Origin of the sequence: Aurantimicrobium sp. MWH-Uga1 (genome assembly GCF_003325955.1) — a bacterium.
In the GTDB taxonomy this organism is placed as follows: domain Bacteria; phylum Actinomycetota; class Actinomycetes; order Actinomycetales; family Microbacteriaceae; genus Aurantimicrobium.
Genome location: NZ_CP030929.1, coordinates 144,239 through 171,103, shown reverse-complemented (window position 1 = coordinate 171,103; position 26,865 = coordinate 144,239). Strand labels below are relative to the sequence as shown.

Sequence of the window (26,865 nt, the reverse complement as noted above, 5' to 3'; positions counted from 1 at the left end):
CGTTAACAGTGTTCTCGCTCACAGGCTCAATCCACCCTCTCGAGCTCCATCGGCGATCGCGGCAACGCGACCGGCGTACTTGTTTCCACCGCGGTCAAAGACAACAGCTTCAATTCCAACCTTCTTTGCACGCTCAGCGACGAGTTCGCCAACCTTGCGTGCCTTAGCGGTCTTGTCACCAGCGAATGTGCGCATGTCGGACTCGAGAGTCGATGCCGAAGCAACGGTGACACCCTGTGAGTCGTCGACGAGCTGAACAAATACGTGGCGTGCAGAACGGGTGACGACCAGACGTGGACGTGCAGCAGTTCCTTCGATCTTCTTGCGAAGACGTGCGTGACGGCGGTCGCGAGCGGCCGACTTGGACTTTCCTCGGGTTCCGAGTGCCATGGCTACTTACCAGCCTTTCCAGCCTTGCGGCGAACAACTTCGCCGGCGTAACGCACACCCTTGCCCTTGTAAGGCTCTGGCTTGCGCAGCTTACGAATGTTGGCAGCAACTTCACCGACGGCTTGCTTGTCGATGCCGCTCACGATGAGCTTGTTGTTGCCCTCAACAGTGAAGGTGATGCCTGCAGGAGGCTCCACGGTGATGGGGTGCGAGTAGCCGAGAGCAAACTCAACACCAGCGCCCTTGGAAGCAACACGGTAACCAGTACCGACTACTTCGAGACCCTTTTCGTAGCCCTGGGTGACGCCAACAATCTGGTTAGCGATGAGGGTACGGGTCAAACCGTGCAGCGAACGCGAGTTGCGCTCGTCATCGGGACGGCTCACAACTACCTGGTTCTCCTCAATCACAGCAGTGATTGGAGCAGAAATGGTGAGCTTGAGTTCGCCCTTAGGACCCTTGGTAGTAACGTCCTGACCATCAATGGTCACGGTTACACCACCAGGGATATCAATAGGAAGACGACCAATACGTGACATTCTCGGTTACCACACGTAGGCGAGGACTTCCCCACCTACGCCCTTCTTCTCAGCTTCACGGTCAGTCAGAAGACCGCTAGAGGTGGACAGAATGGCAATACCGAGGCCACCGAGGACCTTGGGGATTTCGTTCGACTTTGCGTAGACACGAAGACCAGGCTTCGAGACACGCTTGATGCCGACGATGGAAGCGTGGCGGTCTGCACTGTACTTGAGGTTCAGTGTCAGAGTCTTGCCTACGCGTGCGTCTGCAACTTCCCAACCAGCGATGTAACCCTCAGACTTGAGGATTTCGGCAATGCCGGTCTTGAGCTTGCTGTTCGGCATGGACACAGAATCGTGGTGTGCCGAGTTAGCGTTGCGCAGTCTGGTCAGCATATCTGCGACCGGATCTGTCATTGTCATGTGTTTATCCTTTTTTCACCAGGTTTCGCCATCCGTTACGCGGGTGGCGACCTGTGGTGCTTAGTTGGTAGAGGTGTCTACCGACTTGAATGGGAAGCCCAGTGCACGAAGCAATGCGCGTCCCTCGGTGTCGTTCTTGGCAGTCGTCACAACAGTGATGTCCATACCGCGAGGACGGTCGATCTTGTCCTGGTTGATCTCGTGGAACATTGTCTGCTCGGTGAGACCAAAGGTGTAGTTTCCGTGTCCGTCGAACTGGCGGTCGGACAGACCACGGAAGTCACGGATACGAGGAAGAGCCAACGACAGTGTGCGGTCCAGGAATTCCCACATGCGGTCACCACGGAGGGTAACGTGTGCACCAATGGGCTGTCCTTCACGCAGCTTGAACTGTGCAATTGACTTGCGAGCCTTAGTAACCGAAGGCTTCTGGCCAGTGATAGCGGTCAGGTCAGCGACAGCGAAGTCGATGAGCTTTCCATCCTTGGCTGCTTCACCAACACCCATGTTCACCACGATTTTGGTGAGAGTTGGGATCTCGTGAACGTTCTTCAAGCCGAGTTCAGCGGCCAAAGCTTGCTGAAGTTCTGCCTTGTACTTTTCCTTGAGACGTGGCTGGATTTTGCCAGCTACTGCGGTGTTTGTCATTACAGGTCCTTACCTGACTTCTTGGCGTAACGGACGCGCACTGTCTTCTTTGCGCCGTTCTTGGTGACGGTCTCAGTGCGGAAACCAACGCGAGTTGGCTTCTTGGTCGAGGGGTCAACAACTGCCACGTTTGAAATGTGGATCGAAGCCTCAACGGTCTCGATACCACCGGTCTTAGTGCCGCGGTCGGACTGGCCAACGCGGGTGTGCTTGGTTACGTAGTTGACACCCTCAACGATGACGCGGTTGCGATCGGTGAGAACCTCAATTACCTTGCCCTGCTTGCCACGGTCTCCGCCGCGAGCCTGGCTACGACCAGTGATGACCTGTACGAGGTCACCCTTCTTGATGTTTGCCATGACTAGATAACCTCCGGAGCCAATGAAACAATCTTCATGAACTTCTTGTCGCGCAGTTCGCGACCGACAGGACCGAAGATACGAGTACCGCGAGGCTCGCCATCCGACTTGAGGATGACAGCTGCGTTCTCATCGAACTTGATGTAGGAACCGTCGGGACGACGGGTCGACTTGACGGTACGAACGACGACAGCCTTAACGACGTCACCCTTCTTCACGTTTCCGCCGGGGATAGCGTCCTTAACGGTTGCCACGATAACGTCACCGAGACCGGCGTAACGACGACCGGAACCACCGAGAACACGAATCGTGAGCAGCTCCTTGGCGCCGGTGTTGTCGGCAACCTTGACGCGTGATTCTTGCTGAAGCACTTCTAACTCCTTTTACGAAGTAGGCCAGGGCCTACTTAGCCTTCTCGACGATTTCGACCAGGCGCCAGCGCTTAGAAGCGCTGAGCGGACGGGTCTCGCTGATAACAACCAGGTCACCGATGCCGGCAGTGTTGAGCTCATCGTGAGCCTTCACCTTCGAGCTGCGGCGAATAACCTTGCCGTAGAGAGGGTGCTTCACGCGGTCTTCAACCTCAACAACGATGGTCTTGTCCATCTTGTCGCTGGTGACGTAGCCACGACGAACCTTACGGTACCCGCGAACGAGTACTTCAGTCTCTTCGGCCTTCTTAGCCTTTGCGGTAGCCATTATTCGGTCTCCTCCGCGGTCTCGGCCTTAGCGGCCTTGGTCTTCTTCTCGGCCTTAGCTGGAGCAGCAGCTACAGCAGGCGTTGCACGAATACCGAGCTCGCGCTCACGGAGAACCGTGTAGATGCGTGCGATATCGCGCTTGACAGCACGGAGGCGTCCGTGGCTTTCGAGCTGACCGGTAGCAGACTGGAAGCGCAAGTTGAACAGCTCTTCCTTTGCCTTACGGAGCTCTTCTACGAGGCGCTCGTTGTCAAAAGTGTCGAGTTCGTTGGGACGAAGCTCCTTGGATCCAACAGCCATTATGCGTCTCCCTCCTCGCGCTTGATGATGCGTGCCTTGAGGGGCAGCTTGTGGATTGCACGAGTCATTGCTTCACGAGCAATGGTCTCGTTCACACCGCTGAGCTCAAAGAGGACGCGGCCTGGCTTGACGTTAGCTACCCACCACTCTGGTGAACCCTTACCGGAACCCATACGAGTTTCAGCTGGCTTCTTGGTCAGAGGACGGTCAGGGTAGATGTTGATCCATACCTTTCCACCACGCTTGATGTGACGGGTCATCGCGATACGAGCGGACTCGATCTGACGGTTAGTCACGTAGGCGGGGGTCAGTGCCTGGATACCGAATTCACCGAAGGAAACCTTGGTGCCACCAGTTGCCTGGCCGGAACGGCCGGGGTGGTGCTGCTTACGGTGCTTTACACGACGTGGAATCAACATGGTTATGCCTCAACTCCTGCTGGAACCGCTGCAGCCTCTGCCTTAGGGGCACGGCGTGGACGGTCGCTACGCTCGGGACGGACACTCTTCTGGTTTGCCTGCTCGCGAGCAAGCTCCTTGTTGGTGATGTCGCCCTTGTAAATCCATACCTTCACACCAATGCGGCCGAAGGTGGTCTTGGCCTCGTAGAAGCCGTAGTCGATGTTCGCGCGGAGGGTGTGCAGTGGCACACGACCTTCGCGGTAGAACTCGGAGCGGCTCATTTCAGCGCCACCCAGACGACCAGAAACCTGGATACGAATACCCTTAGCTCCTGCACGCTGAGCGCCCTGAAGGCCCTTACGCATTGCGCGACGGAAAGCCACACGACCTGCAAGCTGCTCAGCAATACCCTGAGCTACCAGCTGAGCTTCAGCCTCAGGGTTCTTCACCTCGAGGATGTTGAGCTGGATCTGCTTGCCTGTGAGCTTTTCGAGGTCAGCGCGGATGCGCTCTGCCTCGGCGCCACGGCGACCAATCACAATGCCGGGACGGGCAGTGTGAATGTCGACGCGAACGCGGTCACGGGTGCGCTCGATCTCGATACGTGCAACACCTGCACGGTCGAGGGTCTCGCTGAGCATGTGACGGATCTTGACATCCTCAGTCACGAAGTCGGCGTAACGCTGACCCTTCTTCGTGCTGTCAGAGAACCAACGTGACACGTGGTCAGTGGTGATTCCCAGACGGAAGCCGTAGGGGTTTACTTTTTGGCCCATTACTTGGCCTCCTTCTTCGCAGCCTTGCCAGCAACCTCGAGCTCGTCGGGGGTAGCAAGTACGACAGTGATGTGGCTGGTGCGCTTCAAGATTTTGAATGCGCGACCCTGTGCACGGGGACGGAAACGCTTCAGGGTTGCACCCTCGTCAACAAAAGCTGCTGAAACGAAGAGGTCCTGCTCGTCGAGGAATGCGTTAGACGCATCTGCCTTGACACGAGCGTTAGCGATTGCCGAAGCAACAAGCTTGTATACGGGCTCAGATGCGGTCTGAGGTGCGAACTTCAGAATCGCGAGAGCTTCGTGAGCCTGCTTTCCACGGATGAGGTTTACAACGCGTCGGGCCTTCATCGGGGTAACGCGGATGTGACGCACGCGTGCGACTGACTCCACCATTTTCTACTCCTTCTCGTCACCGCGATTAACGGCGACGGCCCTTCTTGTCATCCTTCACGTGGCCACGGAAGGTACGAGTTGGTGCAAATTCACCAAGCTTGTGTCCGACCATGGTTTCGGTAACGAACACAGGAATGTGCTTGCGACCGTCGTGAACTGCAATCGTGTGACCGAGCATCGCGGGGATGATCATGGATCGACGTGACCAGGTCTTGATTACGTTCTTTGTGTTGGCCTCGTTCTGGCGAACAACCTTGCGAAGCAGGTGCTCGTCAACGAAGGGGCCCTTCTTAAGACTGCGTGGCATCTTCTTAAACTCCTACTAGCGCTTCTTGCCGACGGTACGACGACGGACGATGAGCTTGTCACTTTCCTGGTTAGGACGGCGTGTACGGCCTTCCTTCTGACCCCAGGGGCTGACAGGGTGACGACCACCGGAGGTCTTACCCTCACCACCACCGTGTGGGTGGTCGACTGGGTTCATAGCAACACCACGAACGGTTGGGCGAACGCCCTTCCAACGCATACGTCCTGCTTTACCCCAGTTGATGTTGGACTGCTCTGCGTTACCAACTTCACCAATGGTGGCGCGGCAACGAGCATCAACGTTGCGGATTTCACCCGAAGGCAGACGAAGCTGCGCGTAGGGGCCATCCTTAGCAACGAGACGAACAGATGCACCAGCCGAACGCGCCATCTTTGCGCCGCCACCGGGCTTGAGCTCGATCGCGTGGATAACGGTACCGGTAGGGATGTTCTTCAAAGGCAGGTTGTTACCTGGCTTGATGTCGGCGCTGGGGCCGGACTCAACGAAGTCACCCTGGCTCAGCTTGTTGGGAGCCAAGATGTAGCGCTTGGTGCCGTCAACGAAGTGGAGCAGTGCAATACGTGCGGTGCGGTTGGGGTCGTACTCAATGTGAGCGACCTTGGCCAATACGCCGTCCTTGTCGTTACGACGGAAGTCGATAACGCGGTACTGGCGCTTGTGGCCACCACCGATGTGACGGGTAGTAATGCGACCCTGGTTGTTACGGCCACCGGTCTTGGACAGGGGGCGAAGTAACGACTTTTCAGGAGTCGAGCGGGTAATTTCAGCGAAGTCCGCAACGCTCGAGCCACGACGGCCCGGGGTTGTGGGCTTGTACTTACGAATAGCCATGATTAATCCTCTTTATCCGTTCCGCTTAGCCAACGGCCGTAAAGATGTCGATGGAACCGGACTTCAGAGTGACAATGGCGCGCTTGGTGTCCTTGCGCTTACCCATTCCAAACTTGGTACGGCGGGTCTTGCCCTGACGGTTCAGGGTGTTGATTGAAGCAACCTCAACCGAGAAGATCTTCTCGATAGCGAGCTTGATCTCGGTCTTGTTGGAGCGAGGGTCAACCAGGAAGGTGTACTTACCTTCGTCGATCAGACCGTAGCTCTTTTCGGAGACAACCGGAGCGATGACAACATCGCGTGGGTCTTTGTTCCAAGCTGCGTTAGTCATTACTTGGCCTCTTCCTTCTTCTTGCTGTTCACGAAGGAAGTGATTGCTTCCTGAGTGAACACGATGTCGTCAGAGACGAGCACGTCGTAAGCGTTCAGCTGGTCTGAGTTCAGAACGTGAACGTTAGGCAGGTTGCGAACGCTCTTGAGCGACAGGTCATCGTTACGGTCAAGAACGATCAGTACGTTCTTGCTCGAAGCGATGGTGTTCAAGAACTCGGCAGCGACCTTGGTGGAAGGAGCCTTCTCACCAAATGCGGTGACGGCGTGAATACGTCCACCGCGAGCGCGGTCAGAAAGAGCACCGAGCAGAGCTGCAGCGATCATCTTCTTGGGGGTGCGCTGTGCGTAGCTACGTGGCACGGGTCCGTGCACGATGCCACCACCGGTCATGTGAGGAGCACGGATCGAACCCTGACGAGCGCGACCGGTTCCTTTCTGCTTGAAAGGCTTGCGACCTGCACCAGAAACCTCGCCGCGGCCCTTGACCTTGTGCGTACCCTGACGGGCAGCAGCAAGCTGAGCGACGACAACCTGGTGGATCAGTGGGACGTTGACGGTAACGTCAAAGAGCTCTGCAGGAAGCTCGACAGAGCCTGCTTTCTTGCCCTTGAGGTCAACGACGTCGAGAGTGGTAACGGTAGCCATGGACTACGCCCCCTTCACTGCGTTGCGAACGAATACGAGGCGGCCACGTGCACCAGGAACAGCTCCCTTGACGAGCAAGAGGCCCTTCTCTGCGTCTACTGCGTGAACCTTGAGGTTGAGCACGGTGACGCGCTCTCCACCCATACGACCGGCCATGCGCATTCCCTTGAAGACGCGGCTGGGGGTCGAGGAAGCACCGATTGAACCAGGCTTACGGTGGTTACGGTGTGCACCGTGAGATGCAGATACACCCTTGAAGTTGTGACGCTTCATAACACCGGCGAAACCCTTACCCTTGCTGGTTCCAACGACGTCGACTTTCTGGCCGGCTTCGAAGGTGGAGTCAACGGTGAGTTCCTGGCCTACAGTGTAGGAAGAAGCGTCGGGGGTGCGAACTTCGGTCACGTGGCGGCGAGGAGTAACTCCAGCCTTCTCGAAGTGACCAGTTGCAGGCTTGTTCACCTTGCGAGGGTCGATAGCGCCGCCAGCGATCTGAATAGCTTCGTAGCCGTCCTTCTCAGTGGTGCGCAGCTGAGTAACCACGTTAGGGGTGATTTCGATAACGGTGACGGGAACAAGCTTGTTGTTCTCATCCCATACCTGGGTCATACCAAGCTTCTTGCCCAGCAGACCTTTAACAGTCTTAGTTGCGTTTGCCATGTCGTCCCCTAGAGCTTGATCTCAATGTTGACGTCAGCAGGAAGGTCAAGGCGCATGAGCGAGTCAACAGCCTTGGGCGTGGGGTCGACGATGTCGATCAAACGCTTGTGGGTGCGCATCTCAAAGTGCTCGCGGCTGTCCTTGTACTTGTGAGGAGAACGGATTACACAAACAACGTTCTTCTCGGTAGGAAGGGGCACAGGGCCGACAACAGTTGCACCCGCACGGGTTACAGTGTCGACAATCTTGCGCGCCGAGGAGTCAATGACCTCGTGGTCATATGACTTAAGTCGAATGCGGATCTTTTGTCCCGCCATGTGACTCTCTCTTTCATTCAGTGCGTCGTACAGCCTCGGGACCGCATTGGACGCATCGCGTTAAAACGCTGGCACTCTACTTTTAGGTGTCGCACCACTGTTTACATGTCAATGTGCTTGGGCTCTCTCCCGCGCGAACACGGCAAAGTCCGGGTTACCCCAGGCTCAGCTGAGAGCTTTGGCGATGTTCTCTACCTGCGGCCTAACGTGATCGGAATCTCTCCGCCGTTATGCACTGCCAGGGTAGTGATTTCTGCACAAAGGCAGAAAATGTCGAACTTGAAGAGTCTGCCACACTTTATAACCAGAGTGCAACCCGGGCGTGTCGAGCAGTTTCCCCACTAAAGACGCCACAGTTGCCCTAGCTAAAGAAGGGTCGTGGGCGACCTTCCGCCGCCGCAGCATCTTCGCGTGTTATATGCGAGCGTGCGTGGGCGATGGCAAGCTCTAAATTATCAAACACATGGTTGGGATGACGCAGTTGCCCCAGCACTCCCACGCGGGTAATTAGCTCACGGTGTTGTTGGGGAATTCCCTTGATAATCGCGGTTTTCCCGTCCCGTTCGAGCTGAGTCACCATCTCCGCCACAATCTGTGCACCGGTGGCATCAAGAAACTGCACTCCCGAGAGCTGAATAATCACCACAGTCACATCCGGATGAGTAGTGACCTCTTCATGAATCTTCTCGGCAACCCCAAAAAAGAGGGCCCCCTCAATCCGGAACAAAGCGATCCGCTCATCTGACGGCTGTGACGGCCCAGGCAAAGTCACTCGATGCACTTGGCCGCGCATGAACAGAGCGCGAAGTGAAAAGAGCACCGTTACAAGAATTCCCACCACCACTGCTTCCACCAGATCCAGGGTGACGGTGATCACCGCGGTGATGACAAAAATGAACGCATCATGTTTGGTGCTGCGCAGAATCCTCCACGCGGCACGGCTGGGAACCATCCGCACCGCAGTAACCATGAGCACTCCAGCAAGCGCAGCAAGTGGAATCCTGGAGACGGGACCGGTGGCGATGTAGACCACGGCTAACAACACCACCGAGTGCACGATAGCTGCCATGCGGGTCTGGGCGCCTGAGCGAACATTCACGGCGGTGCGGGCAATTGCTCCGGTGGCAGGCATGCCACCGAAAAGCGCTGACCCGAGCGAGGCCAGGCCTTGCCCGATGAGTTCCCGGTTGGGGTTAAAGATTCCGGTATTTGCCATCGAGGCTGCCACGCGTGCCGAGAGCAGAGATTCAATAGCTGCCAGTGCTGCCACTGCCAGGGCGGGAACAATCAACTCCCCCACTGAGATTCCAGCAAAGTCCGGTAGGGCCGGAAGTGGCAGGGAGTTGGGAAGTTCACCGATACGTTGCAGGGGTGAGCCGCTCAACTCTGCAATCAAGGTGACCACCACAATCGCCACAATAGAACCAGGAACGATGGGCAACACCGTGGGAACAACAACCATCATGAGGGCAACCAGTAACACAACACCTAACGACCACAGCGCGAGATTGAGGTTGGTTGCCGCGATGGCATTCCACGCAGAAATAAGTGCACTCGGTGATTCTGCGAATTCAGGAGAGCCCACCGCAGCAGGTATTTGCTGCAAGAAAATGATGACCGCAATTCCGAGTGTGAAACCCTCGATGACCGGCCAGGGAATAAAACTGATTGCCCGGCCTAGCCGGAAGATTCCCATCACGAGGACAAACACCCCGGCCAGCAGGCCGACAATCACGACCGAGGCAATACCGTGATTGGCCACAATCGGAGCTAGTACCACCACCATGGCTCCGGTTGGACCCGAGACTTGAACATTGGAGCCGCCAAAGACGGCGGCTATAAACCCTGCGACAACTGCCGTGATCAAACCGGCTTCAGCACCCACACCCGAGCTCACTCCGAATGCGAGAGCGAGCGGCAGCGCAACGATACCTACAGTGAGTCCGGCAAGAAGGTCTGATTTCCACGTTCGGGGCAAGGCGACATAGTCTGCGCGGCTCGGCAGTAGAGACATCAGTGTCGCCCACATGCCAGAAAGACTATTCCTCTTGAGGTCTTTTCACCGCACACCCTCTTCCGCTGAGGGGGAAGGCTTAGCCTTGGACTTTTCCAGAAAAAGCAGCAATCGGTTTGAGAATGCTGGGGCGCATGAGCACCCAACCAATAACCATCGCCACAACAGACAGGGCGAACATACCGGCCCCCAGCCACGAAGTTCCATCATTGCCAGCAAACATGATGTTGAGATTACGCAGAGCACCTGTAGTGAAGACGAGGGTGACGTGCACGACGATGAAGACAAAGAAATAGAACAACACGATCACGTGCAAAGACCTAGCGAGCTTCTCGGGGAACACCCGGTGCAGCCAGCCCTCTTTCGGCCACAGCGGCGACAGTCGCAGGCCGGTCTTAATCGCAATGGGTGCAGCAATAAAGACAGTGAGGAAATAGGCCAACACCTGCAGGCTGTTGTAGTTCACCCACGCATTATCACTGGGCCAATCCAGTGACGCATATTGCAGTCCAGCTGAGAGAGCGTTCGGGAACACCTCCCACGAAGTGGGAACAATACGCACCCACTGTCCAGTGACAAACAGCATCACTATGAAGATCACTCCATTGAGCACCCACAAGAAATCCATCTGGATGTGGAACCAGTGATACAACCCCATGCGTTGTGCTGGGGCATTTTTATTCAGGCGAAACTTTGTGGGAGTCCAAAACGCTGGGGGGCGTTTCTTGGAGCGAATTATCCAGCCCGTACGGATGACAAACAATAAGAAGAAGAAATTCAGAAAGTGTTGCCAGGCCAACCAGGCGGGAATCCCCACCGGCGCATTCTGCGGAAGTGGTGTTGTCCCTGGATAGGAGGTGAGAAAGCGTTCCACCTCAGGCAGGGTGCGCAGCCACTGCGCAATAAGAATGAGTGCAGCAAGTACAACTAGAGCAACGGCACTGTAGCCGACTAGCTGTTTGCGTTGCACACTCACGCCCTCAAATCTATCGAAGTTAACGAAGAAAGCCCCGGCCGTGAGGCCGGGGCTTTCCGATCAGTAATGAAATTACTTGATGATCTTGGTTACGGTACCAGCACCTACGGTACGACCACCCTCACGGATAGCGAAGCCGAGGCCCTCTTCCATAGCGATGGGCTGAATCAGCTCAACGGTCATGTCAGTGGTGTCACCAGGCATAACCATTTCCTTGCCAGCAGGCAGGGTGATGACGCCGGTTACGTCGGTGGTACGGAAGTAGAACTGTGGACGGTAGTTACCGAAGAATGGGTTGTGACGCCCACCCTCATCCTTGGAAAGGATGTAAGCAGTTCCTTCGAAGTTGGTGTGAGGAGTAACCGAACCAGGCTTGACAACAACCTGGCCACGCTCAACCTCTTCGCGCTTGGTACCGCGAAGAAGAAGACCACAGTTCTCGCCAGCCCATGCTTCGTCGAGCTGCTTGTGGAACATTTCGATACCAGTAACAGTGGTCTTCTGAGTTGGGCGGATACCAACGATTTCAACTTCAGAGTTGATCTGGAGGGTACCGCGCTCGGCGCGACCAGTTACAACGGTTCCACGACCGGTGATGGTGAATACGTCCTCAACAGGCATGAGGAATGGCTTGTCCTTGTCACGTACTGGGTCTGGAACAGAGGTGTCTACTGCTTCCATGAGGTCCAGGATGGACTGAGTCCACTTGGGGTCACCCTCGAGAGCCTTGAGACCAGATACGCGAACAACAGGAGCGTTGTCGCCATCGAAGCCCTGGCTGGAAAGGAGTTCACGAACTTCGAGCTCGACGAGCTCCAGGATTTCTTCGTCGTCAACCATGTCGGACTTGTTCAGAGCAACGAGGAGGTAAGGAACACCAACCTGCTTTGCGAGCAGAACGTGCTCGCGAGTCTGAGCCATAGGACCGTCGGTAGCAGCAACAACGAGGATTGCGCCATCCATCTGAGCAGCACCGGTGATCATGTTCTTGATGTAGTCGGCGTGACCAGGAGCGTCAACGTGTGCGTAGTGACGCTTAGGGGTCTCGTACTCAACGTGCGAGATGTTGATGGTAATACCGCGCTGACGCTCTTCAGGAGCGGAGTCGATCGACGCGAAGTCGCGCTGAACGTTGGTTGCGGATGGGTAGGTGTCAGCGAGAACCTTGGAGATAGCTGCGGTAAGAGTGGTCTTACCGTGGTCAACGTGACCAATGGTTCCGATGTTTACGTGAGGCTTGTTGCGCTCGAATTTGGCCTTAGCCACGGGGTCCTCCTAGGACATTCGAGTAGCTTCCGGTTGGAAACTACAGGGTTTGATTTATTTTACTGAACTCACAAGGAGCGAAATTACTCGCCCTTGTTTTTCTGGACGATCTCGTCGGCGACAGCCTTCGGGACCTCGGCGTAGCTGTCGAAGGTCATCGAGTACACCGCACGACCTGAGGTCTTCGACCGCAGATCACCGACGTATCCGAACATTTCCGACAGAGGAACAAGGGCGCTAACGACCTTGACGCCTGTTGCATCTTCCATGGACTGAATCTGTCCACGGCGAGAGTTGAGGTCACCGATAACGTCACCCATGTACTCCTCAGGAGTACGAACTTCAACAGCCATCAATGGCTCGAGAAGAACGGGGTCAGCCTTTCGGGCCGCCTCCTTGAAGGCCATAGAGCCTGCAAGCTTGAAGGCCATTTCCGATGAGTCAACGTCGTGGTAGGCACCATCAACGAGGATGCCCTTGACGCCGACCATGGGGTAGCCGGCGAGAACACCGACTGCCATAGCGGCCTGGAAACCAGCGTCAACAGATGGAATGTATTCACGAGGAACACGTCCACCAGTGACCTGGTTATCGAATTCGTAGATCTTGTCGCCCTCAACAGTGAGAGGCTCGAGCGAGATCTGAACCTTAGCAAACTGACCAGAACCACCGGTCTGCTTCTTGTGGGTGTAGTCGTGCTTGTCTACCTTGCGACGAATGGTCTCGCGGTAGGCAACCTGTGGCTTACCCACGTTTGCCTCAACGTTGAACTCGCGACGCATACGGTCAACGAGGATATCGAGGTGAAGCTCACCCATACCGGAGATCACAGTCTGACCAGTTTCCTGGTCCTGCTCAACACGGAAGGTGGGGTCTTCTTCAGCAAGCTTCTGGATAGCAGTACCCAGCTTCTCCTGGTCAGCCTTGGTCTTGGGCTCAATAGCAACCGAGATAACAGGCTCGGGGAAGCTCATTGATTCAAGAACAATGGGGTTTGCAGGATCGCAGAGGGTGTCACCAGTGGTGGTGTCCTTCAGACCAATCACGGCGTAGATGTGACCAGCAGACATCGACTCAACAGGGTTTTCCTTGTTGGCGTGCATCTGGAAGATCTTGCCGATACGTTCCTTCTTGTCCTTGGTTGCGTTGAGCACCTGAGCACCGGAGTCAGCTGCACCCGAGTAAACGCGGGTGTAGGTCAGACGGCCGAAGAAGGGGTGTACCGCAACCTTGAAGGCCAGAGCCGAGAAAGGCTCCTTTGCATCTGGCTTACGCTCGAGAACCTTTTCCTCATCGCGCACGTCGTGACCCTGGGTTGCAGGAACATCGAGCGGGCTGGGGAGGTAGTCCACAACAGCGTCGAGCATAGGCTGAACACCACGGTTCTTGAAGGCAGAGCCACACAGAACGGGGTAGATCTCAGAAGCGATTACCATCTTGCGGATGGCCTTCTTGATCTCAGCAACAGTGAACTGGTCGTCACCGTTGAGGTAACGCTCGAGTAGTTCGTCGTCACCTTCAGCAACAGCTTCGATGAGCTTGGCGCGGTATTCGTTTGCCTTGTCAACGAGATCTGCTGGGATCTCTTCGATGTCGTACTTGGCACCCATTTCCACGTCACCCTTAGCGTCTCCACGCCAGGTGAGTGCGCGCATCTCTACCAGGTCAACAACACCTTCGAAGGTGTTCTCGAAACCGATAGGAAGCTGGATAACAAGTGGCTTAGCGCCAAGACGCTTGATGATGGTGTCTACAGTGAAGTAGAAGTCAGCACCCAGCTTGTCCATCTTGTTGACGAAGCAGATACGAGGAACGTCGTACTTGTCAGCCTGGCGCCATACGGTCTCAGACTGAGGCTCAACACCTTCCTTACCGTCGAACACAGCAACAGCACCGTCGAGAACGCGGAGCGAACGCTCCACCTCCACGGTGAAGTCAACGTGACCGGGGGTGTCAATGATGTTGATCTGGTTCTTGTTCCAGAAACAGGTGGTTGCAGCAGAAGTAATCGTGATACCACGCTCCTGCTCCTGGGCCATCCAGTCCATGGTTGACGCACCATCGTGAGTTTCACCGATCTTGTGGTTTACACCGGTGTAGAACAGGATTCGCTCAGTGGTGGTGGTCTTTCCAGCATCGATGTGGGCCATGATGCCGATGTTGCGGACCTTGTTTAGGTCAGTAAGCACGTCTTGTGCCACAGGATTCCTCCGAAATTAGGGGTGAACAGGGACTGGCTCTGATCTACCAGCGGTAGTGAGCGAAGGCCTTGTTCGACTCGGCCATCTTGTGGGTGTCTTCGCGACGCTTGACTGCTGCGCCCAGACCGTTTGATGCATCGAGAATCTCGTTCATGAGACGCTCGGTCATGGTCTTTTCGCGGCGAGCCTTGGCGTAGCTGGTCAACCAACGCAGTGCGAGGGTGTTTGCACGGTGAGGCTTAACCTCAACGGGGACCTGGTAGGTCGAACCACCAACACGGCGAGAGCGAACCTCAAGGGTGGGGCGCACGTTGTCGAGTGCCTTCTTGAGAGTGACGACTGCATCTGCACCGGTCTTAGCGGTTACACCTTCGAGTGCACCGTAAACGATGCGCTCTGCGAGACCCTTCTTGCCATCAAGAAGAATCTTGTTGACGAGCTGGGTAACAATGGGGGCGCCGTATACGGGATCGGCGACAACGGGACGCTTAGGAGCGGGACCTTTACGAGGCATTACTTCTTCTCCATCTTCGCTCCGTAGCGGCTACGAGCCTGCTTACGGTTCTTCACGGCCTGGGTGTCGAGAGCACCACGAACGATCTTGTAACGAACACCGGGGAGGTCCTTTACACGACCACCACGAACGAGCACCATCGAGTGCTCCTGGAGGTTGTGACCTTCACCGGGAATGTAGGCGGTTACTTCGGTTCCGTTGCTGAGCTTGACACGAGCAACCTTACGAAGAGCCGAGTTTGGCTTCTTAGGGGTGGTGGTGTACACACGGGTGCATACGCCACGCTGCTGTGGGTTCGACTTCAGGGCTGGAGCCTTGGTCTTGGTGACCTTAGGCGTACGTCCCTTACGAACCAACTGGTTAATAGTTGGCACTATTTCTCCTTATTAAAACTGCACGGTGACAGCCGCTAAACGATTTAGCTAAACATCTGCCGCGACGCCACGAGTGTGGAGTCATTGATGACAGATATGCCGTGGGGGTTCACCACCGGAATAGTGGGTTGACCCTTAAGGTGTTTCTGGCGCGCAAAACGCACCAATCAAAGAGCTTATCCCAGCTGATGGCACCGGGTCAAACGGCAATTTCCTCAGTAACAGCTCTCTGGTCCGCGTCACGATACTTGCGTGCCTTCAGCGCAATCCAACCACCGAGCCAGATAGGAATTTCACGAGAGAGCACAACGGCAACCAACACCAGCGGGTTGAAGGCGATTCCACGCCACATAAACTCAATTGCTTCACTGTAGGTCAAGGTCCACGCACGAACAGTGAGCAGTCCCGCCCCAATAGCAGTGGCATACGTCAACACAGCAACCAGCAGACCCCACAGCACAAAAGAGCGCCAGTGGCCCGTGTTCACCAGGATAGCCAGGAGGACAAAGTAGAGCGTGAAGGCAAAAACGGTCAACCAATACACCGGAGTCAGCAGGAAGCTCAGACTGCGTTCTTGAATGAACGCAGCAGCTTCCGTGCCAGCTGACGAAGATCCATATAGCCAGGCAGCCGCCGAATAACCCCAGGCAGCTAACGCGTAGAGAACAGCAAAGATCGCACCCCCGAGCAGCGCTACCAGCGCTGCCGTAGTGCGGTTGCTGGGCTTGGTCTCAACAGCGGGAGAATCTGCACTGGTTCCTGCTGCCACCGAGGAAAAACCAGCACCGCGAGCGGCCTCCTCTTCGGGAGTTGGCTTGAAAAACTCGGGGTGTTCCTGTGCAACATCACTCATGATGCGCCCAGCGTACAACGACGAAAGCCCCGCCTTGTGGCGGGGCTTTCGGTAAGTCTCAAACTCGAGAAGAGTTCGATTCCTACTTAGTTGTAGTTACCCGAGAAGTCATCCGACGAGAAAGACTCGAAGTCGACAAAGCTCAGGTCAGCGTCGGAGAAGTCACCCTCTGCCGCAAAGATGCGGTTGGGGTAGCGTTCTGCCTTAGCTTCCTCGGTTGCCTCGACGGCGATGTTGCGGTACTTCGCAAGACCGGTTCCGGCGGGGATGAGCTTACCGATGATGACGTTCTCCTTGAGGCCGACGAGAGGATCGGACTTGCCGTCCATCGCAGCCTGGGTGAGAACACGGGTGGTCTCCTGGAAGGAGGCAGCCGACAGCCATGACTCAGTTGCCAGAGATGCCTTGGTAATACCGAGGACTTCCTGACGAGCCGAAGCGGTCTTCTTGCCTTCCTGCAGAGCAGCACGGTTGAGCTCGGTGTAACGCGAGCGGTCAACGAGCTCACCAGGGAGCAGTTCAGTGTCACCGTGCTCAACAACAGTTACCTTGCGGAGCATCTGACGAACGATGACCTCAATGTGCTTGTCGTGGATAGGTACACCCTGCGAGCGGTAAACACCCTGCACGCCACCAACGAGGTGCTGCTGTACGGCGCGAACGCCCTGTACGCGCAGAACTTCCTTGGGGTCAACGGTTCCAACCTGGAGCTGCTGTCCGAGTTCAACGTGGTCTCCATCAGATACGAGGAGAGTCGAACGCTTGAGCACAGGGTAGATCACAGGCTCATCACCGTTGTCTGGTGTGAGGATGACCTTACGGCTCTTGTCGGTCTCTTCGATGGTGATGCGACCAGCAGTCTCAGCGATAGGCGATGCACCCTTAGGGGTACGTGCTTCGAAGAGCTCCTGAACACGAGGCAGACCCTGGGTAATGTCGTCTGCACCAGCGGTACCACCCGTGTGGAAGGTACGCATGGTGAGCTGAGTACCAGGTTCACCAATGGACTGAGCAGCGATAATACCGACGGCTTCACCGATGTCGACCAGCTTGCCGGTCGCCAGTGAACGGCCGTAGCAGGCAGCACATACACCGGTTGCAGACTCACAGGTGAGGACCGAGCGGACCTTGACCTCGTGAATACCAGCAGCGATGAGGGTGTCAATCAGAACGTCACCTGCGTCGTCACCAGCCTTGGCAATGACATTACCCTTGGCGTCGACTGCGTCAGCAGCGAGGCTACGAGCGTAGATGGAGTTCTCCACGTTGGCGTCACGGACGAGCTCACCGGCTGCGTTAGCGGCAGCGATAGGCAGGTCGAGACCCTTGGTGGTGCCACAGTCCTCCTCGCGGATGATGACATCCTGCGAGACGTCGACGAGACGACGAGTGAGGTAACCGGAGTCTGCAGTACGCAGAGCGGTGTCAGCCAGACCCTTACGAGCACCGTGGGTAGCGATGAAGTACTCCACAACGGAGAGACCTTCACGGTACGAGTTGATGATCGGACGAGGGATAATTTCACCCTTCGGGTTGTTCACCAGACCACGCATACCCGCGATGTTACGAACCTGCAGCCAGTTACCACGAGCACCAGAGGTGACCATGCGGTTAATGGTGTTGTTTGCAGGGAAGTTCTTCAGCATAGCTTCAGCAACTTCAGCAGTAGCATCGGTCCAGATCTTGATCAGTTCCTGACGACGTTCGTTGTCAGTGATCATGCCCTTCTCGAACTCAGACTGAACCTTGGCAGCCAACTTCTCGTAACCAGCAACGATTTCGCGCTTGTTAGGAGGAGTCAGAACGTCGGAGAGTGCAACGGTCACACCCGAGCGAGTAGCCCAGTGGAAACCAGCATCCTTGATGTTGTCAAGGGTGGCAGCAACCACGGTCTTGGGGTAGCGCTCAGCAAGGTCGTTGACAATAGCCGAGATGGTGCCCTTGTCAGCAACCTTCTGGACGTAGGGGTAATCAGCGGGCAGAGCCTCGTTGAAAAGTGCCTGGCCCAACGTGGTGTTGACCAATACGGGACCACCGGTGTAACCCTCAGGTGCGTCACCCTCTGCAAAGACAACATCGTTCAGACGAATGCGTGCCATCGCGTTGAGGTCCAGCGTGTGCTGGTCGTGAGCCAGGATTGCCTCAGCAATTGAGCTGAATGCGCGTCCTTCACCGGTTGCACCTTCCTTCACGGTGGTGAGGTGGTGCAGACCAATGATCATGTCCTGAGTAGGCAAGGTCACGGGGCGACCATCTGAAGGCTTGAGGATGTTGTTGGAAGCCAGCATGAGAATGCGTGCTTCGGCCTGAGCCTCAACCGACAGAGGAAGGTGAACAGCCATCTGGTCACCGTCGAAGTCAGCGTTGAACGCAGCACACACGAGAGGGTGAAGCTGAATAGCCTTACCTTCAATGAGCTGAGGTTCGAATGCCTGAATACCGAGGCGGTGCAGGGTTGGTGCGCGGTTCAGCAGAACTGGACGCTCGCGGATGATCTCTTCGAGAACATCCCACACCTGGGGACGGCTACGCTCAACCATGCGCTTAGCACTCTTGATGTTCTGAGCGTGGCTCAGATCGATCAGACGCTTGATCACGAATGGCTTGAACAGCTCGAGAGCCATCTGCTTGGGCAGACCACACTGGTGGAGCTTCAGCTGAGGACCAACGATAATCACGGAACGACCGGAGTAGTCCACGCGCTTACCGAGCAGGTTCTGACGGAAACGACCCTGCTTACCCTTGAGCATGTCAGAGAGTGACTTCAGCGCACGGTTACCGGTTCCGGTAACGGGCCGTCCACGACGACCGTTGTCGAACAGCGCGTCAACGGCTTCCTGCAGCATGCGCTTTTCGTTGTTCACGATGATCTCTGGAGCACCAAGGTCAAGCAGACGACGCAGACGGTTGTTGCGGTTGATCACACGACGGTAAAGGTCGTTGAGGTCAGAGGTCGCAAAGCGTCCACCGTCGAGCTGGACCATGGGGCGAAGCTCTGGTGGGATAACAGGAACAACATCGAGAACCATTGCCGCTGGGCTGGTTCCGGTGTTGATGAAGGAAGAAACAACCTTGAGGCGCTTGATCGCACGGATCTTCTTTGCACCCTTACCTTCGGTGATTTCCAGACGCAGAGCTTCCGCTTCTGCTTCCAGGTCGAAGGTTTCCAAGCGGCGCTTGATTGCTTCAGCACCCATGAAGGCGTCGAAGTAGAGGCCGTAGCGGTCTACCAGCTCGTTGAAGACAGCATCTTCAGGCTTGAGGTCGCCAACCTTGAGGTTGCGGAAGTCTTCCCAGACGCGCTCGAGGCGAGCGATTTCGTCGTCGATGGACTTGCGGATCTGAGACATTTCCTTCTCAGCTACGTCCTTCGCACGACGCTTCTGGTCGGACTTTGCCCCTTCAGCTTCGAGAGCTGCCAGGTCGTTTTCCAGACGCTGCATGCGGTCAGCAATACGTGCATCGCGCTGGTCGCCGAGGGTCTTCAGCTCGAGACGAAGCTCGTTCTCCAGACCAGGCATGTCAGCGTGACGGCCCTCTTCATCGATGTCGATAACCATGTAGGCAGCAAAGTAGATGACCTTTTCGAGGTCCTTCGGCGCCATGTCCAGGAGGTAACCCAGACGGCTAGGAACACCCTTGAAGTACCAGATGTGAGTAACGGGAGCGGCCAACTCAATGTGACCCATGCGCTCACGGCGCACGGATGACTTGGTGACCTCTACGCCACAGCGCTCACACACGATGCCCTTGAAGCGGACACGCTTGTACTTGCCGCAGGAGCATTCCCAGTCGCGAGAAGGTCCGAAGATCTGCTCACCAAAGAGGCCGTCCTTCTCAGGCTTGAGGGTACGGTAGTTGATTGTTTCGGGCTTCTTGACCTCACCAAACGACCAACGACGAATGTCGTCAGCAGTGGCCAGACCGATACGAAGCTTGTCAAAAGCGGTTGCGTCGAGCAATTTAACTCTTTCCTTAGATTCTTACTTGTCTGACTGTCGTTTAGATCTCGTCGATGGACGAAGACTCGAAACGGGTAGAGATGTTGATACCGAGCTCTTCAGCGGCACGGTATGCCTCATCGTCGGCGTCGCGGAGGCTGACGACATCGCCAGCTTCGTTGAGAACCTCAACGTTGAGACCGAGGGACTGCATTTCCTTCATGAGAACACGGAACGATTCGGGGATACCGGGTTCCTGGATGTTCTCACCCTTGACGATGGCTTCGTAGACCTTGACGCGGCCCACGATGTCGTCGGACTTGATGGTGAGAAGTTCCTGAAGTGCGTAAGCGGCACCATAAGCTTCCAGTGCCCACACCTCCATCTCACCGAAGCGCTGTCCACCGAACTGTGCCTTACCACCCAGAGGCTGCTGCGTGATCATCGAGTAAGGACCCGTTGAACGTGCGTGAATCTTGTCATCGACAAGGTGGTGCAGCTTCAGGATGTACATGTAACCCACAGAGATGGGCTCAGGGAATGGCTCACCAGAACGACCGTCGAACAGACGTGCCTTACCGGAAGCACCAATCAGGCGGTCACCGTCACGAGTAGGTGTGGTCACATCGAGTAGACCAGCGATTTCCTCCTCGAGAGCACCGTCGAACACGGGGGTAGCAACCTTGGTGCCAGGGGCAGCCTCGAATGCTTCTGCAGGAAGGTTTGCAGCCCATTCTGGGTTGCCTTCAACCTTCCAACCCTGCTTCGCAATCCACCCGAGGTGGGTTTCCAAAACCTGACCGAAGTTCATTCGACCGGGGATACCCAGTGGGTTGAGCACGACGTCGACAGGAGTTCCGTCTTCGAGGAATGGCATGTCTTCAACAGGGAGAATCTTGGCGATAACACCCTTGTTTCCGTGACGACCAGCAAGCTTGTCACCTTCGGTGATCTTACGTTTCTGAGCGATGTAGACAACAACGCGCTGGTTGACGCCCGAGCCGAGCTCGTCTTCGTCGTTCTCTGCGTCGAATACCTTCACACCAATGATGGTTCCGGCTTCACCGTGAGGCACCTTCAGAGAAGTGTCGCGAACTTCGCGGCTCTTTTCATTGAAGATGGCGCGCAGCAGGCGCTCTTCAGCAGAAAGCTCAGTCTCACCCTTAGGTGTGACCTTACCGACGAGGATGTCGCCGGGGCGAACCTCTGCACCGATACGGATGATGCCGCGCTCGTCGAGGTTAGCGATGAGTTCAGGGGACACATTGGGCAGGTCGCGAGTGATCTCTTCCTTACCCAGCTTGGTGTCACGAGCATCAACGTCGTATTCCTCGATGTGAATTGAGGAAAGGACGTCGTCCTGAACCAGACGCTGGGAGAGGATGATCGCATCCTCGAAGTTGTGACCTTCCCAGGGCATGAATGCCACGAGCAGGTTCTTACCCAGAGCCAGTTCACCGTTTTCGGTGGCAGGACCATCAGCGATGACCTGACCAACCTCAACACGCTCACCAGCGGTCACGATGACACGGTGGTTGTAGCTGGTGCCCTGGTTCGAGCGGTCAAACTTACGCAGGAAGTAGTCCTCGGTTCCACCAGCATCGAGCTGAACAGTGACGACATCAGCCGACACCTCAGAAACGACACCAGCAGCGTTTGCGAGGATCACGTCACCAGCATCGATTGCGGCGAAGTTTTCCATACCGGTACCAACCAGCGGGCTTTCGCTACGCAGCAGTGGCACAGCCTGACGCTGCATGTTGGCACCCATGAGTGCGCGGTTTGCATCGTCGTGCTCGAGGAATGGAATCAGCGAGGTACCAACAGACACCATCTGACGTGGGGACACATCCATGTAGTCCACTTCAGCCGCAGGAACGAGTTCAACCTCGCCACCCTTACGACGAACCAGAACACGCTCTTCAGCGAAGTGGCTGTCCTTGGTCAGTGGAGCGTTTGCCTGTGCCACAACGAAGTCATCTTCTTCCGAAGCGGTGAGGTAATCGATGTGCTCGGTTACCTTGCCCTTGACCACGCGGCGGTAGGGGGTCTCAATGAAACCGAAAGCGTTGATACGCGCGAAGGATGCGAGCGAACCAATCAGACCAATGTTGGGGCCTTCAGGGGTTTCAATAGGACACATACGTCCGTAGTGAGACGAGTGAACGTCACGAACCTCAACACCTGCACGCTCACGTGAGAGACCACCGGGGCCCAGAGCGGACAGACGACGCTTGTGGGTCAAACCAGCAAGCGGGTTGTTCTGGTCCATGAACTGTGACAGCTGTGAGGTTCCGAAGAACTCCTTGATTGCTGCGACAACGGGACGCACGTTGATCAGGGTCTGAGGAGTAATCGCCTCAATGTCCTGAGTGGTCATGCGCTCGCGAACGACGCGCTCCATACGGGACAGACCGGTACGAACCTGGTTCTGGATGAGCTCACCGACGGCGCGGATACGACGGTTACCGAAGTGGTCGATGTCGTCTACGTCGAGACGAATGTCAACCTTCTTGCCATCGCGAACACCGGGGAAGGTCTTCTCGTCGTTGTGCAGTGCAACGAGGTACTTGATAGTTGCAATGATGTCTTCAACGCGAAGAACAGAGTCAGTCAGCGGAGCTTCAAGACCGAGCTTGCGGTTGATCTTGTAACGACCTACCTTGGCGAGGTCGTAGCGCTTGGGGCTGAAGTAGAAGTTGTCCAGAAGCGCACGTGCAGCTTCAGCAGCAACCTGCTCGCCTGGACGGAGCTTGCGGTAAATGTCGCGCAGAGCGTCTTCCTTGGTGAGGATGGTGTCCTTTTCCAGGGTCTGCAGTATGGAGTCATAACCGGCAAACTCAGTTGCGATTTCTTCGCTGGTCAGACCGAGGGCCTTGAGGAAGACAGTGACAGACTGCTTACGCTTACGGTCGATACGAACACCAACAGCGTCACGCTTGTCGATTTCGAATTCGAGCCATGCGCCACGGCTTGGGATGATGCGTGCGGAGTAAACGTCCTTGTCAGAGGTCTTTTCCTGTGCACGCTCGAAGTACACACCGGGGGAACGAACCAGCTGAGACACAACTACACGCTCGGTGCCGTTGATGATGAAGGTTCCCTTTTCGGTCATGAGAGGGAAGTCACCCATGAACACGGTCTGGGTCTTAATTTCACCCGTGACATGGTTCATGAACTCTGCTTCGACATACAGAGGAGCAGCGTAGGTCTTGCCACGCTCCTTGCACTCGAAGATGGAGTACTTCTCAGGCTCGAGATACGGGTTGGTGAAAGAGAGCTGCATGGTCTCATCGAGGTTTTCGATGGGAGAGATCTCTTCAAAGATCTCTTCTAGACCAGTGCGTGAAGGCAGGTCCTGGCGACCTTCCTTCTTTGCTTCTTCCACACGCTTCTGCCAGTGTTCATTTCCGACGAGCCAGTCAAAGCTCTCGGTCTGAAGTGCCAGAAGATCGGGAACAGTCAGAGTGTCCGTAATCTTCGCGAACGACAAGCGCGATGCACTACGGCCGTTCTTGATGGACTTGGTGTCTTTTGCGTTGCGCGCAGCAGCCAAGGAAATAACCTCCGTGGGTCCGTCATGGACCATCATGGTTGTGGTTGGTGTGGGATAAATTGCAAACCCGATGAGACCCGCTAAAGTGGGGCCACTCGTGGAGTTCTCCACGAGATTGTTGTACTGTCACCCCGACCGCAATATGAGGGCATGACAAAACATCGAGCGCAAATTACAACTCTATAACGGTTTGCGGGCCGATGTCTAGTTCGATTTTTCTGGTGGTGTAGAGACATGGCGACCAACCCAACCATCACCCTGAAGTCTTCCGGTTTGCGCGCAACTATTGAACCTGACCCATATCAAGATGGCGCCTTCATTCTCGATATTGATGGAACTCCCCAATCACACGTCTTTATTGACGATCCCAGCGAGCTCTTTTTTGAATACATTCGCCGCATTGGCCACGTTCTCGATCAGGTTGGGAAACCTGGTCAACCCATCACCGCTGTTCATTTAGGCGGTGGCGCTCTCACCCTCCCCCGCTATGTCGAGGCAACAAGGCCAGGTTCCCGGCAACAGGTCATTGAACTCGAGCAAGACCTCATCGACTTTGTTAGGGAACACCTTCCCCTGCAAAAAAATGCAAACATCCGCATGAGGTACGGCGATGCACGTGAAGTCCTGGGCAAACTGCCCAGTGGACTTCACGGCAACGTCGATGTCGTGATTGTGGATGTTTTTAGTGGAGCACGCACACCCGCTCATGTCACCAGCGTCGAGTTTTACACCGAAGCAGCAAAGCTTCTTGCTCCTTCTGGTGTGCTCATTGTTAATGTGGCCGACGGTCCTGGCTTGGCCTTTGCCCGTGGACAGGCTGCAACATTAAACGCAGTACTTCCCCATGTGATTGCTTTGGCAGAAACACAGGTGCTCAAAGGGCGGCGCTTTGGCAATGTGGTTCTGGTGGGAACACAGGATCCTGCCATTGGCCAATGGCTGCCCCGCCTGCTTGCAGGTGGACCTCACCCGGCAAAAGCTGTTGAGGGTGCGGAAATGAAACAGTTCATTGGCAGTGCCCCCATTGTGTTGGACACCACCGCCATAGCCTCCCCCACCCCGAATAAAACAATCTTTCAGATTTCAAAGAAGTAACCATGGCAGACCTGGATCGGGTAACAAAGTGGGCCGATGCCCTCATCCGCCTGCATCTTGATCCCGCAGTGTGGAGTTTTGGGTTCGACCATGCTCGCACGCGCGCAGGTCTGTGTAATTTCACGGAAAAAAAGATCTCTGTCTCCAGGCACCTGGCTGCCAAATATGAGGACGATGAAGTTCATCAGATTCTCTTGCACGAAGTTGCTCACGCGATTGCCGGACCTCGGGCCGGACACGGCCCAACCTGGAAGAAGATCGCCTATGACCTGGGATATGACGGTAAGCGAACCCATGACGGAAGTGCGGCACATGAGCTTGCTCCCTGGCTGGGCACCTGCCCAGCAGGGCATGAACACTACCGTTTCCGTCAGCCCAAGAAAGTGTTGAGCTGCGGTGAATGTGGCCGGGGATTTAATCGCGCCAATTTAATCCACTGGGAAAAGCGAGAAATCAGCTAGCGTGTGAAGGAGGGGGAATTCCCCCGCACACCACCAGGGGCATCCATGAACGTCTTTCTTCGACTCACACTCGATTGTGAGCCTGATGTTGCGTGGCGGGCTATTGCCAACCCGAAAGTCTTCACGGCTGTCTCCTCTCCGTGGCTCAAGATTGTTTCCAAAGAACCAGGCGGGTTTCCTCAGGCGTGGATAGGTGATGGTCCGCACGAAGTTTCCATGCGTTTATTCGGTGTCATCCCAATGGGTCACCAAACCATCGACGTCAGTTTCACTCAGCGTCCTGGCGGCGTTCGGATGATGATTGACTCGGGTAAGCCGCTCAGTGGACCCATGAAGATGGTGAAAAACTGGGATCACCGCATGGCGATCTCACCAGCAGATAACAACCAGACTCTCTATCGTGATCGCTTGGTGATCAAAGCTGGACTGCTCACACCCTTTGTCTTTATAGGACTATGGACGTTCTGGCAGATTCGCGGCGCAAAACTGAAGAAACTTGCACCAACCTGGAACTAGAACCTAGTCGCGCTGAGACTCAGATTCGTCGAGCGAAACCATGGCATCTGCCGAAGCCAGTGCCTTGAGTTCGAGAGAGAATTCGCGCATTGCTTCACGCTGACGCTCGAGACTTTCTCGACGACGCTCTGCCTTCTCCATCATTTCGAGAGCGTGCTCATCAAAGAGGATGGCTAGAGTTTCAGCACGTGAACGAGCGCGGCTAATCAGGTTTGTTGCACTCTCGCGTGCAGCATTGAGAAGGCCTTCGGCATCTGCGCGAGTGGTTGCAGCAAACTCATCCATCTGTTGGTTGAGGCTCTGAGCTTCTTCTTCTGCTGCGCGCAGAAGCTCGTTCGCTTCGAGAGTTTGTGCTTCAACCTGAGCGACTGCTTGTTCGTGACGGGCAAGACGTTCACGTTCGGACTCTTCCATAGCAAGCTTGATTTCACGCTCGATACGAAGCTGTTCACGCTCAGCAATTTGACGCAGGGTTTCCAGCTCAGTCTTGGCGTCTTCGATTTCTTGGTGCAACCGCGCACGAACGTCAGCAGCATCGCGCTCAGCTTCGGCAAGCAGTGCAGCGTCACGACGCTGCGCGGTTTCCTTAGCGGTGTTGCCCTGAAGAATAAGAGACTCTGCCTTCATGTTCAGCTGAGCTATTTCACGCTCAACTTCCAGGCGCTTGTCTTCAATAGCTTCTTCGGTTTCAACAAGCAAAGCGGAGGCCTTGTTTTTTGCCGCGCGTGTGACGGTTTCTGCTTCGGCGCGGGCTGACTCCCGGACTACCTTGGCATCAGCTTCAGCATCGGCAACCAGCTTGTCTGCTTGCTCTTCAGCAACACGGAGGGTCTGCTCGAATGCGGAACCCAAGTCAGCAAACGTGGGTTTAGCGTTCGAGCGGCGCAGTGCATCACGGAAGTCAGCAAGCTCTCGCTCGAGCTTGTCAACGGTGGCAATACCTGAGCGTGTGCTTTGGCGAAGTTCTTCCATGCGCACTTCAGCATCACGGAATACACGCTTAACATCATTGGGGTCATAACCATTACGACGAACAGTTTTAAAAGAGCGAGTCAGATCCATACTTCACC

General features: G+C 55.7%; 30 protein-coding genes. 3 read left to right on the top strand and 27 right to left on the bottom strand.

All coding sequences use genetic code 11. The features are described 5' to 3' along the window. Positions 1–18: 18 nt before the first annotated feature. The 26 genes from rplR to rpoB all read right to left on the bottom strand — a co-directional run bounded on the left by rplR (position 19) and on the right by rpoB (position 23,723). A complete protein-coding gene (rplR, locus tag AURUGA1_RS00895; RefSeq protein WP_096382520.1) occupies positions 19–390 on the bottom strand; it encodes a 50S ribosomal protein L18 in 372 nt (123 codons plus the stop codon). A gap of 2 nt (positions 391–392) precedes the next feature. Beyond that, positions 393–929 carry a 50S ribosomal protein L6 gene (rplF, locus tag AURUGA1_RS00890; RefSeq protein ID WP_096382523.1) on the bottom strand — a complete coding sequence of 179 codons (537 nt, stop codon included), beginning with the start codon at positions 927–929 and terminating at the stop codon, positions 393–395. A 6-nt stretch (positions 930–935) separates the two neighbouring features. Beyond that, positions 936–1,334, bottom strand: a complete 399-nt coding sequence (gene rpsH / locus AURUGA1_RS00885; RefSeq protein ID WP_114128470.1) for a 30S ribosomal protein S8 — start codon at positions 1,332–1,334, stop codon at positions 936–938. Between the two features lie 60 nt (positions 1,335–1,394). Beyond that, the gene (gene rplE, locus AURUGA1_RS00880) at positions 1,395–1,982 is read right to left on the bottom strand and encodes a 50S ribosomal protein L5 (protein ID WP_114128469.1); all 588 of its coding nucleotides are present in this window, start codon (positions 1,980–1,982) and stop codon (positions 1,395–1,397) included. Further along, positions 1,982–2,341: a 50S ribosomal protein L24 gene (rplX, locus tag AURUGA1_RS00875; RefSeq protein WP_114128468.1), complete on the bottom strand. Its 360-nt coding sequence runs from the start codon at positions 2,339–2,341 to the stop codon at positions 1,982–1,984. The genes rplE and rplX overlap by 1 nt, the downstream gene beginning before the upstream one ends. A gap of 2 nt (positions 2,342–2,343) precedes the next feature. Then, a complete protein-coding gene (gene rplN, locus AURUGA1_RS00870) occupies positions 2,344–2,712 on the bottom strand; it encodes a 50S ribosomal protein L14 (RefSeq protein WP_096382532.1) in 369 nt (122 codons plus the stop codon). Positions 2,713–2,743: 31 nt separating this feature from the next. Continuing rightward, positions 2,744–3,040 (bottom strand): 30S ribosomal protein S17, encoded by a 297-nt coding sequence (rpsQ, locus tag AURUGA1_RS00865; protein WP_114128467.1) that lies wholly within the window; start codon positions 3,038–3,040, stop codon positions 2,744–2,746. Continuing rightward, positions 3,040–3,342 carry a 50S ribosomal protein L29 gene (gene rpmC, locus AURUGA1_RS00860; RefSeq protein WP_096382536.1) on the bottom strand — a complete coding sequence of 101 codons (303 nt, stop codon included), beginning with the start codon at positions 3,340–3,342 and terminating at the stop codon, positions 3,040–3,042. The genes rpsQ and rpmC overlap by 1 nt, the downstream gene beginning before the upstream one ends. After that, positions 3,342–3,761, bottom strand: coding sequence for a 50S ribosomal protein L16 (rplP, locus tag AURUGA1_RS00855; protein ID WP_096382539.1), 420 nt, complete (start codon positions 3,759–3,761; stop codon positions 3,342–3,344). The genes rpmC and rplP overlap by 1 nt, the downstream gene beginning before the upstream one ends. A gap of 2 nt (positions 3,762–3,763) precedes the next feature. Beyond that, positions 3,764–4,519: a 30S ribosomal protein S3 gene (rpsC, locus tag AURUGA1_RS00850; RefSeq protein WP_096382541.1), complete on the bottom strand. Its 756-nt coding sequence runs from the start codon at positions 4,517–4,519 to the stop codon at positions 3,764–3,766. Beyond that, positions 4,519–4,914 carry a 50S ribosomal protein L22 gene (gene rplV / locus AURUGA1_RS00845; RefSeq protein ID WP_114128466.1) on the bottom strand — a complete coding sequence of 132 codons (396 nt, stop codon included), beginning with the start codon at positions 4,912–4,914 and terminating at the stop codon, positions 4,519–4,521. The genes rpsC and rplV overlap by 1 nt, the downstream gene beginning before the upstream one ends. Positions 4,915–4,939: 25 nt before the next feature. Continuing rightward, complete coding sequence (gene rpsS, locus AURUGA1_RS00840; protein ID WP_096382546.1) at positions 4,940–5,221, bottom strand: 30S ribosomal protein S19; 282 nt, start codon at positions 5,219–5,221, stop codon at positions 4,940–4,942. A gap of 15 nt (positions 5,222–5,236) precedes the next feature. Continuing rightward, positions 5,237–6,073, bottom strand: coding sequence for a 50S ribosomal protein L2 (gene rplB / locus AURUGA1_RS00835; RefSeq protein WP_096382548.1), 837 nt, complete (start codon positions 6,071–6,073; stop codon positions 5,237–5,239). Between the two features lie 25 nt (positions 6,074–6,098). Then, positions 6,099–6,404 carry a 50S ribosomal protein L23 gene (gene rplW, locus AURUGA1_RS00830; RefSeq protein ID WP_096382550.1) on the bottom strand — a complete coding sequence of 102 codons (306 nt, stop codon included), beginning with the start codon at positions 6,402–6,404 and terminating at the stop codon, positions 6,099–6,101. Beyond that, positions 6,404–7,051 carry a 50S ribosomal protein L4 gene (gene rplD / locus AURUGA1_RS00825; protein WP_096382552.1) on the bottom strand — a complete coding sequence of 216 codons (648 nt, stop codon included), beginning with the start codon at positions 7,049–7,051 and terminating at the stop codon, positions 6,404–6,406. The genes rplW and rplD overlap by 1 nt, the downstream gene beginning before the upstream one ends. 3 nt (positions 7,052–7,054) lie before the next feature. Further along, complete coding sequence (gene rplC / locus AURUGA1_RS00820; protein WP_114128465.1) at positions 7,055–7,711, bottom strand: 50S ribosomal protein L3; 657 nt, start codon at positions 7,709–7,711, stop codon at positions 7,055–7,057. Positions 7,712–7,719: 8 nt separating this feature from the next. Then, complete coding sequence (rpsJ, locus tag AURUGA1_RS00815; protein ID WP_030147986.1) at positions 7,720–8,028, bottom strand: 30S ribosomal protein S10; 309 nt, start codon at positions 8,026–8,028, stop codon at positions 7,720–7,722. A gap of 361 nt (positions 8,029–8,389) precedes the next feature. Beyond that, positions 8,390–10,057 carry a SulP family inorganic anion transporter gene (locus AURUGA1_RS00810; protein WP_114128464.1) on the bottom strand — a complete coding sequence of 556 codons (1,668 nt, stop codon included), beginning with the start codon at positions 10,055–10,057 and terminating at the stop codon, positions 8,390–8,392. A 64-nt stretch (positions 10,058–10,121) separates the two neighbouring features. Next, entirely contained in the window at positions 10,122–11,018 is an 897-nt protein-coding gene (locus tag AURUGA1_RS00805; protein ID WP_114128463.1) for a cytochrome b/b6 domain-containing protein, read from the bottom strand. Between the two features lie 72 nt (positions 11,019–11,090). Next, a complete protein-coding gene (gene tuf / locus AURUGA1_RS00800; RefSeq protein WP_096382562.1) occupies positions 11,091–12,284 on the bottom strand; it encodes an elongation factor Tu in 1,194 nt (397 codons plus the stop codon). 83 nt (positions 12,285–12,367) lie between these two features. Continuing rightward, positions 12,368–14,485 (bottom strand): elongation factor G, encoded by a 2,118-nt coding sequence (gene fusA / locus AURUGA1_RS00795; RefSeq protein WP_114128462.1) that lies wholly within the window; start codon positions 14,483–14,485, stop codon positions 12,368–12,370. A 43-nt stretch (positions 14,486–14,528) separates the two neighbouring features. After that, entirely contained in the window at positions 14,529–14,999 is a 471-nt protein-coding gene (gene rpsG, locus AURUGA1_RS00790; protein WP_096382567.1) for a 30S ribosomal protein S7, read from the bottom strand. Then, on the bottom strand, positions 14,999–15,373 hold the full coding sequence (gene rpsL / locus AURUGA1_RS00785; protein ID WP_096382570.1) for a 30S ribosomal protein S12: 375 nt from the start codon (positions 15,371–15,373) through the stop codon (positions 14,999–15,001). Before rpsL ends, rpsG begins: the two co-directional genes overlap by 1 nt. Before the next feature lie 199 nt (positions 15,374–15,572). Beyond that, complete coding sequence (locus tag AURUGA1_RS00780) at positions 15,573–16,226, bottom strand: hypothetical protein (protein WP_114128461.1); 654 nt, start codon at positions 16,224–16,226, stop codon at positions 15,573–15,575. A gap of 86 nt (positions 16,227–16,312) precedes the next feature. Then, positions 16,313–20,188: a DNA-directed RNA polymerase subunit beta' gene (rpoC, locus tag AURUGA1_RS00775; RefSeq protein ID WP_114128460.1), complete on the bottom strand. Its 3,876-nt coding sequence runs from the start codon at positions 20,186–20,188 to the stop codon at positions 16,313–16,315. A 40-nt stretch (positions 20,189–20,228) separates the two neighbouring features. Then, on the bottom strand, positions 20,229–23,723 hold the full coding sequence (gene rpoB / locus AURUGA1_RS00770) for a DNA-directed RNA polymerase subunit beta (RefSeq protein ID WP_096383515.1): 3,495 nt from the start codon (positions 23,721–23,723) through the stop codon (positions 20,229–20,231). Between the two features lie 234 nt (positions 23,724–23,957). On the opposite strand from rpoB, the gene AURUGA1_RS00765 reads away from it, so the two are divergent. From AURUGA1_RS00765 to AURUGA1_RS00755, 3 genes are read left to right on the top strand one after another with little or no spacing between them, the layout of a single operon-like run. Continuing rightward, positions 23,958–24,818 carry a spermidine synthase gene (locus AURUGA1_RS00765; RefSeq protein ID WP_114128459.1) on the top strand — a complete coding sequence of 287 codons (861 nt, stop codon included), beginning with the start codon at positions 23,958–23,960 and terminating at the stop codon, positions 24,816–24,818. A 2-nt stretch (positions 24,819–24,820) separates the two neighbouring features. Then, complete coding sequence (locus AURUGA1_RS00760; RefSeq protein ID WP_096382579.1) at positions 24,821–25,279, top strand: SprT-like domain-containing protein; 459 nt, start codon at positions 24,821–24,823, stop codon at positions 25,277–25,279. Positions 25,280–25,324: 45 nt separating this feature from the next. Further along, positions 25,325–25,795 carry a hypothetical protein gene (locus AURUGA1_RS00755; RefSeq protein ID WP_114128458.1) on the top strand — a complete coding sequence of 157 codons (471 nt, stop codon included), beginning with the start codon at positions 25,325–25,327 and terminating at the stop codon, positions 25,793–25,795. 3 nt (positions 25,796–25,798) lie between these two features. Here AURUGA1_RS00755 and AURUGA1_RS00750 read toward each other — a convergent pair whose 3' ends face one another. Next, on the bottom strand, positions 25,799–26,857 hold the full coding sequence (locus tag AURUGA1_RS00750; RefSeq protein WP_114128457.1) for a DivIVA domain-containing protein: 1,059 nt from the start codon (positions 26,855–26,857) through the stop codon (positions 25,799–25,801). Between the last annotated feature and the right edge of the window lie 8 nt (positions 26,858–26,865).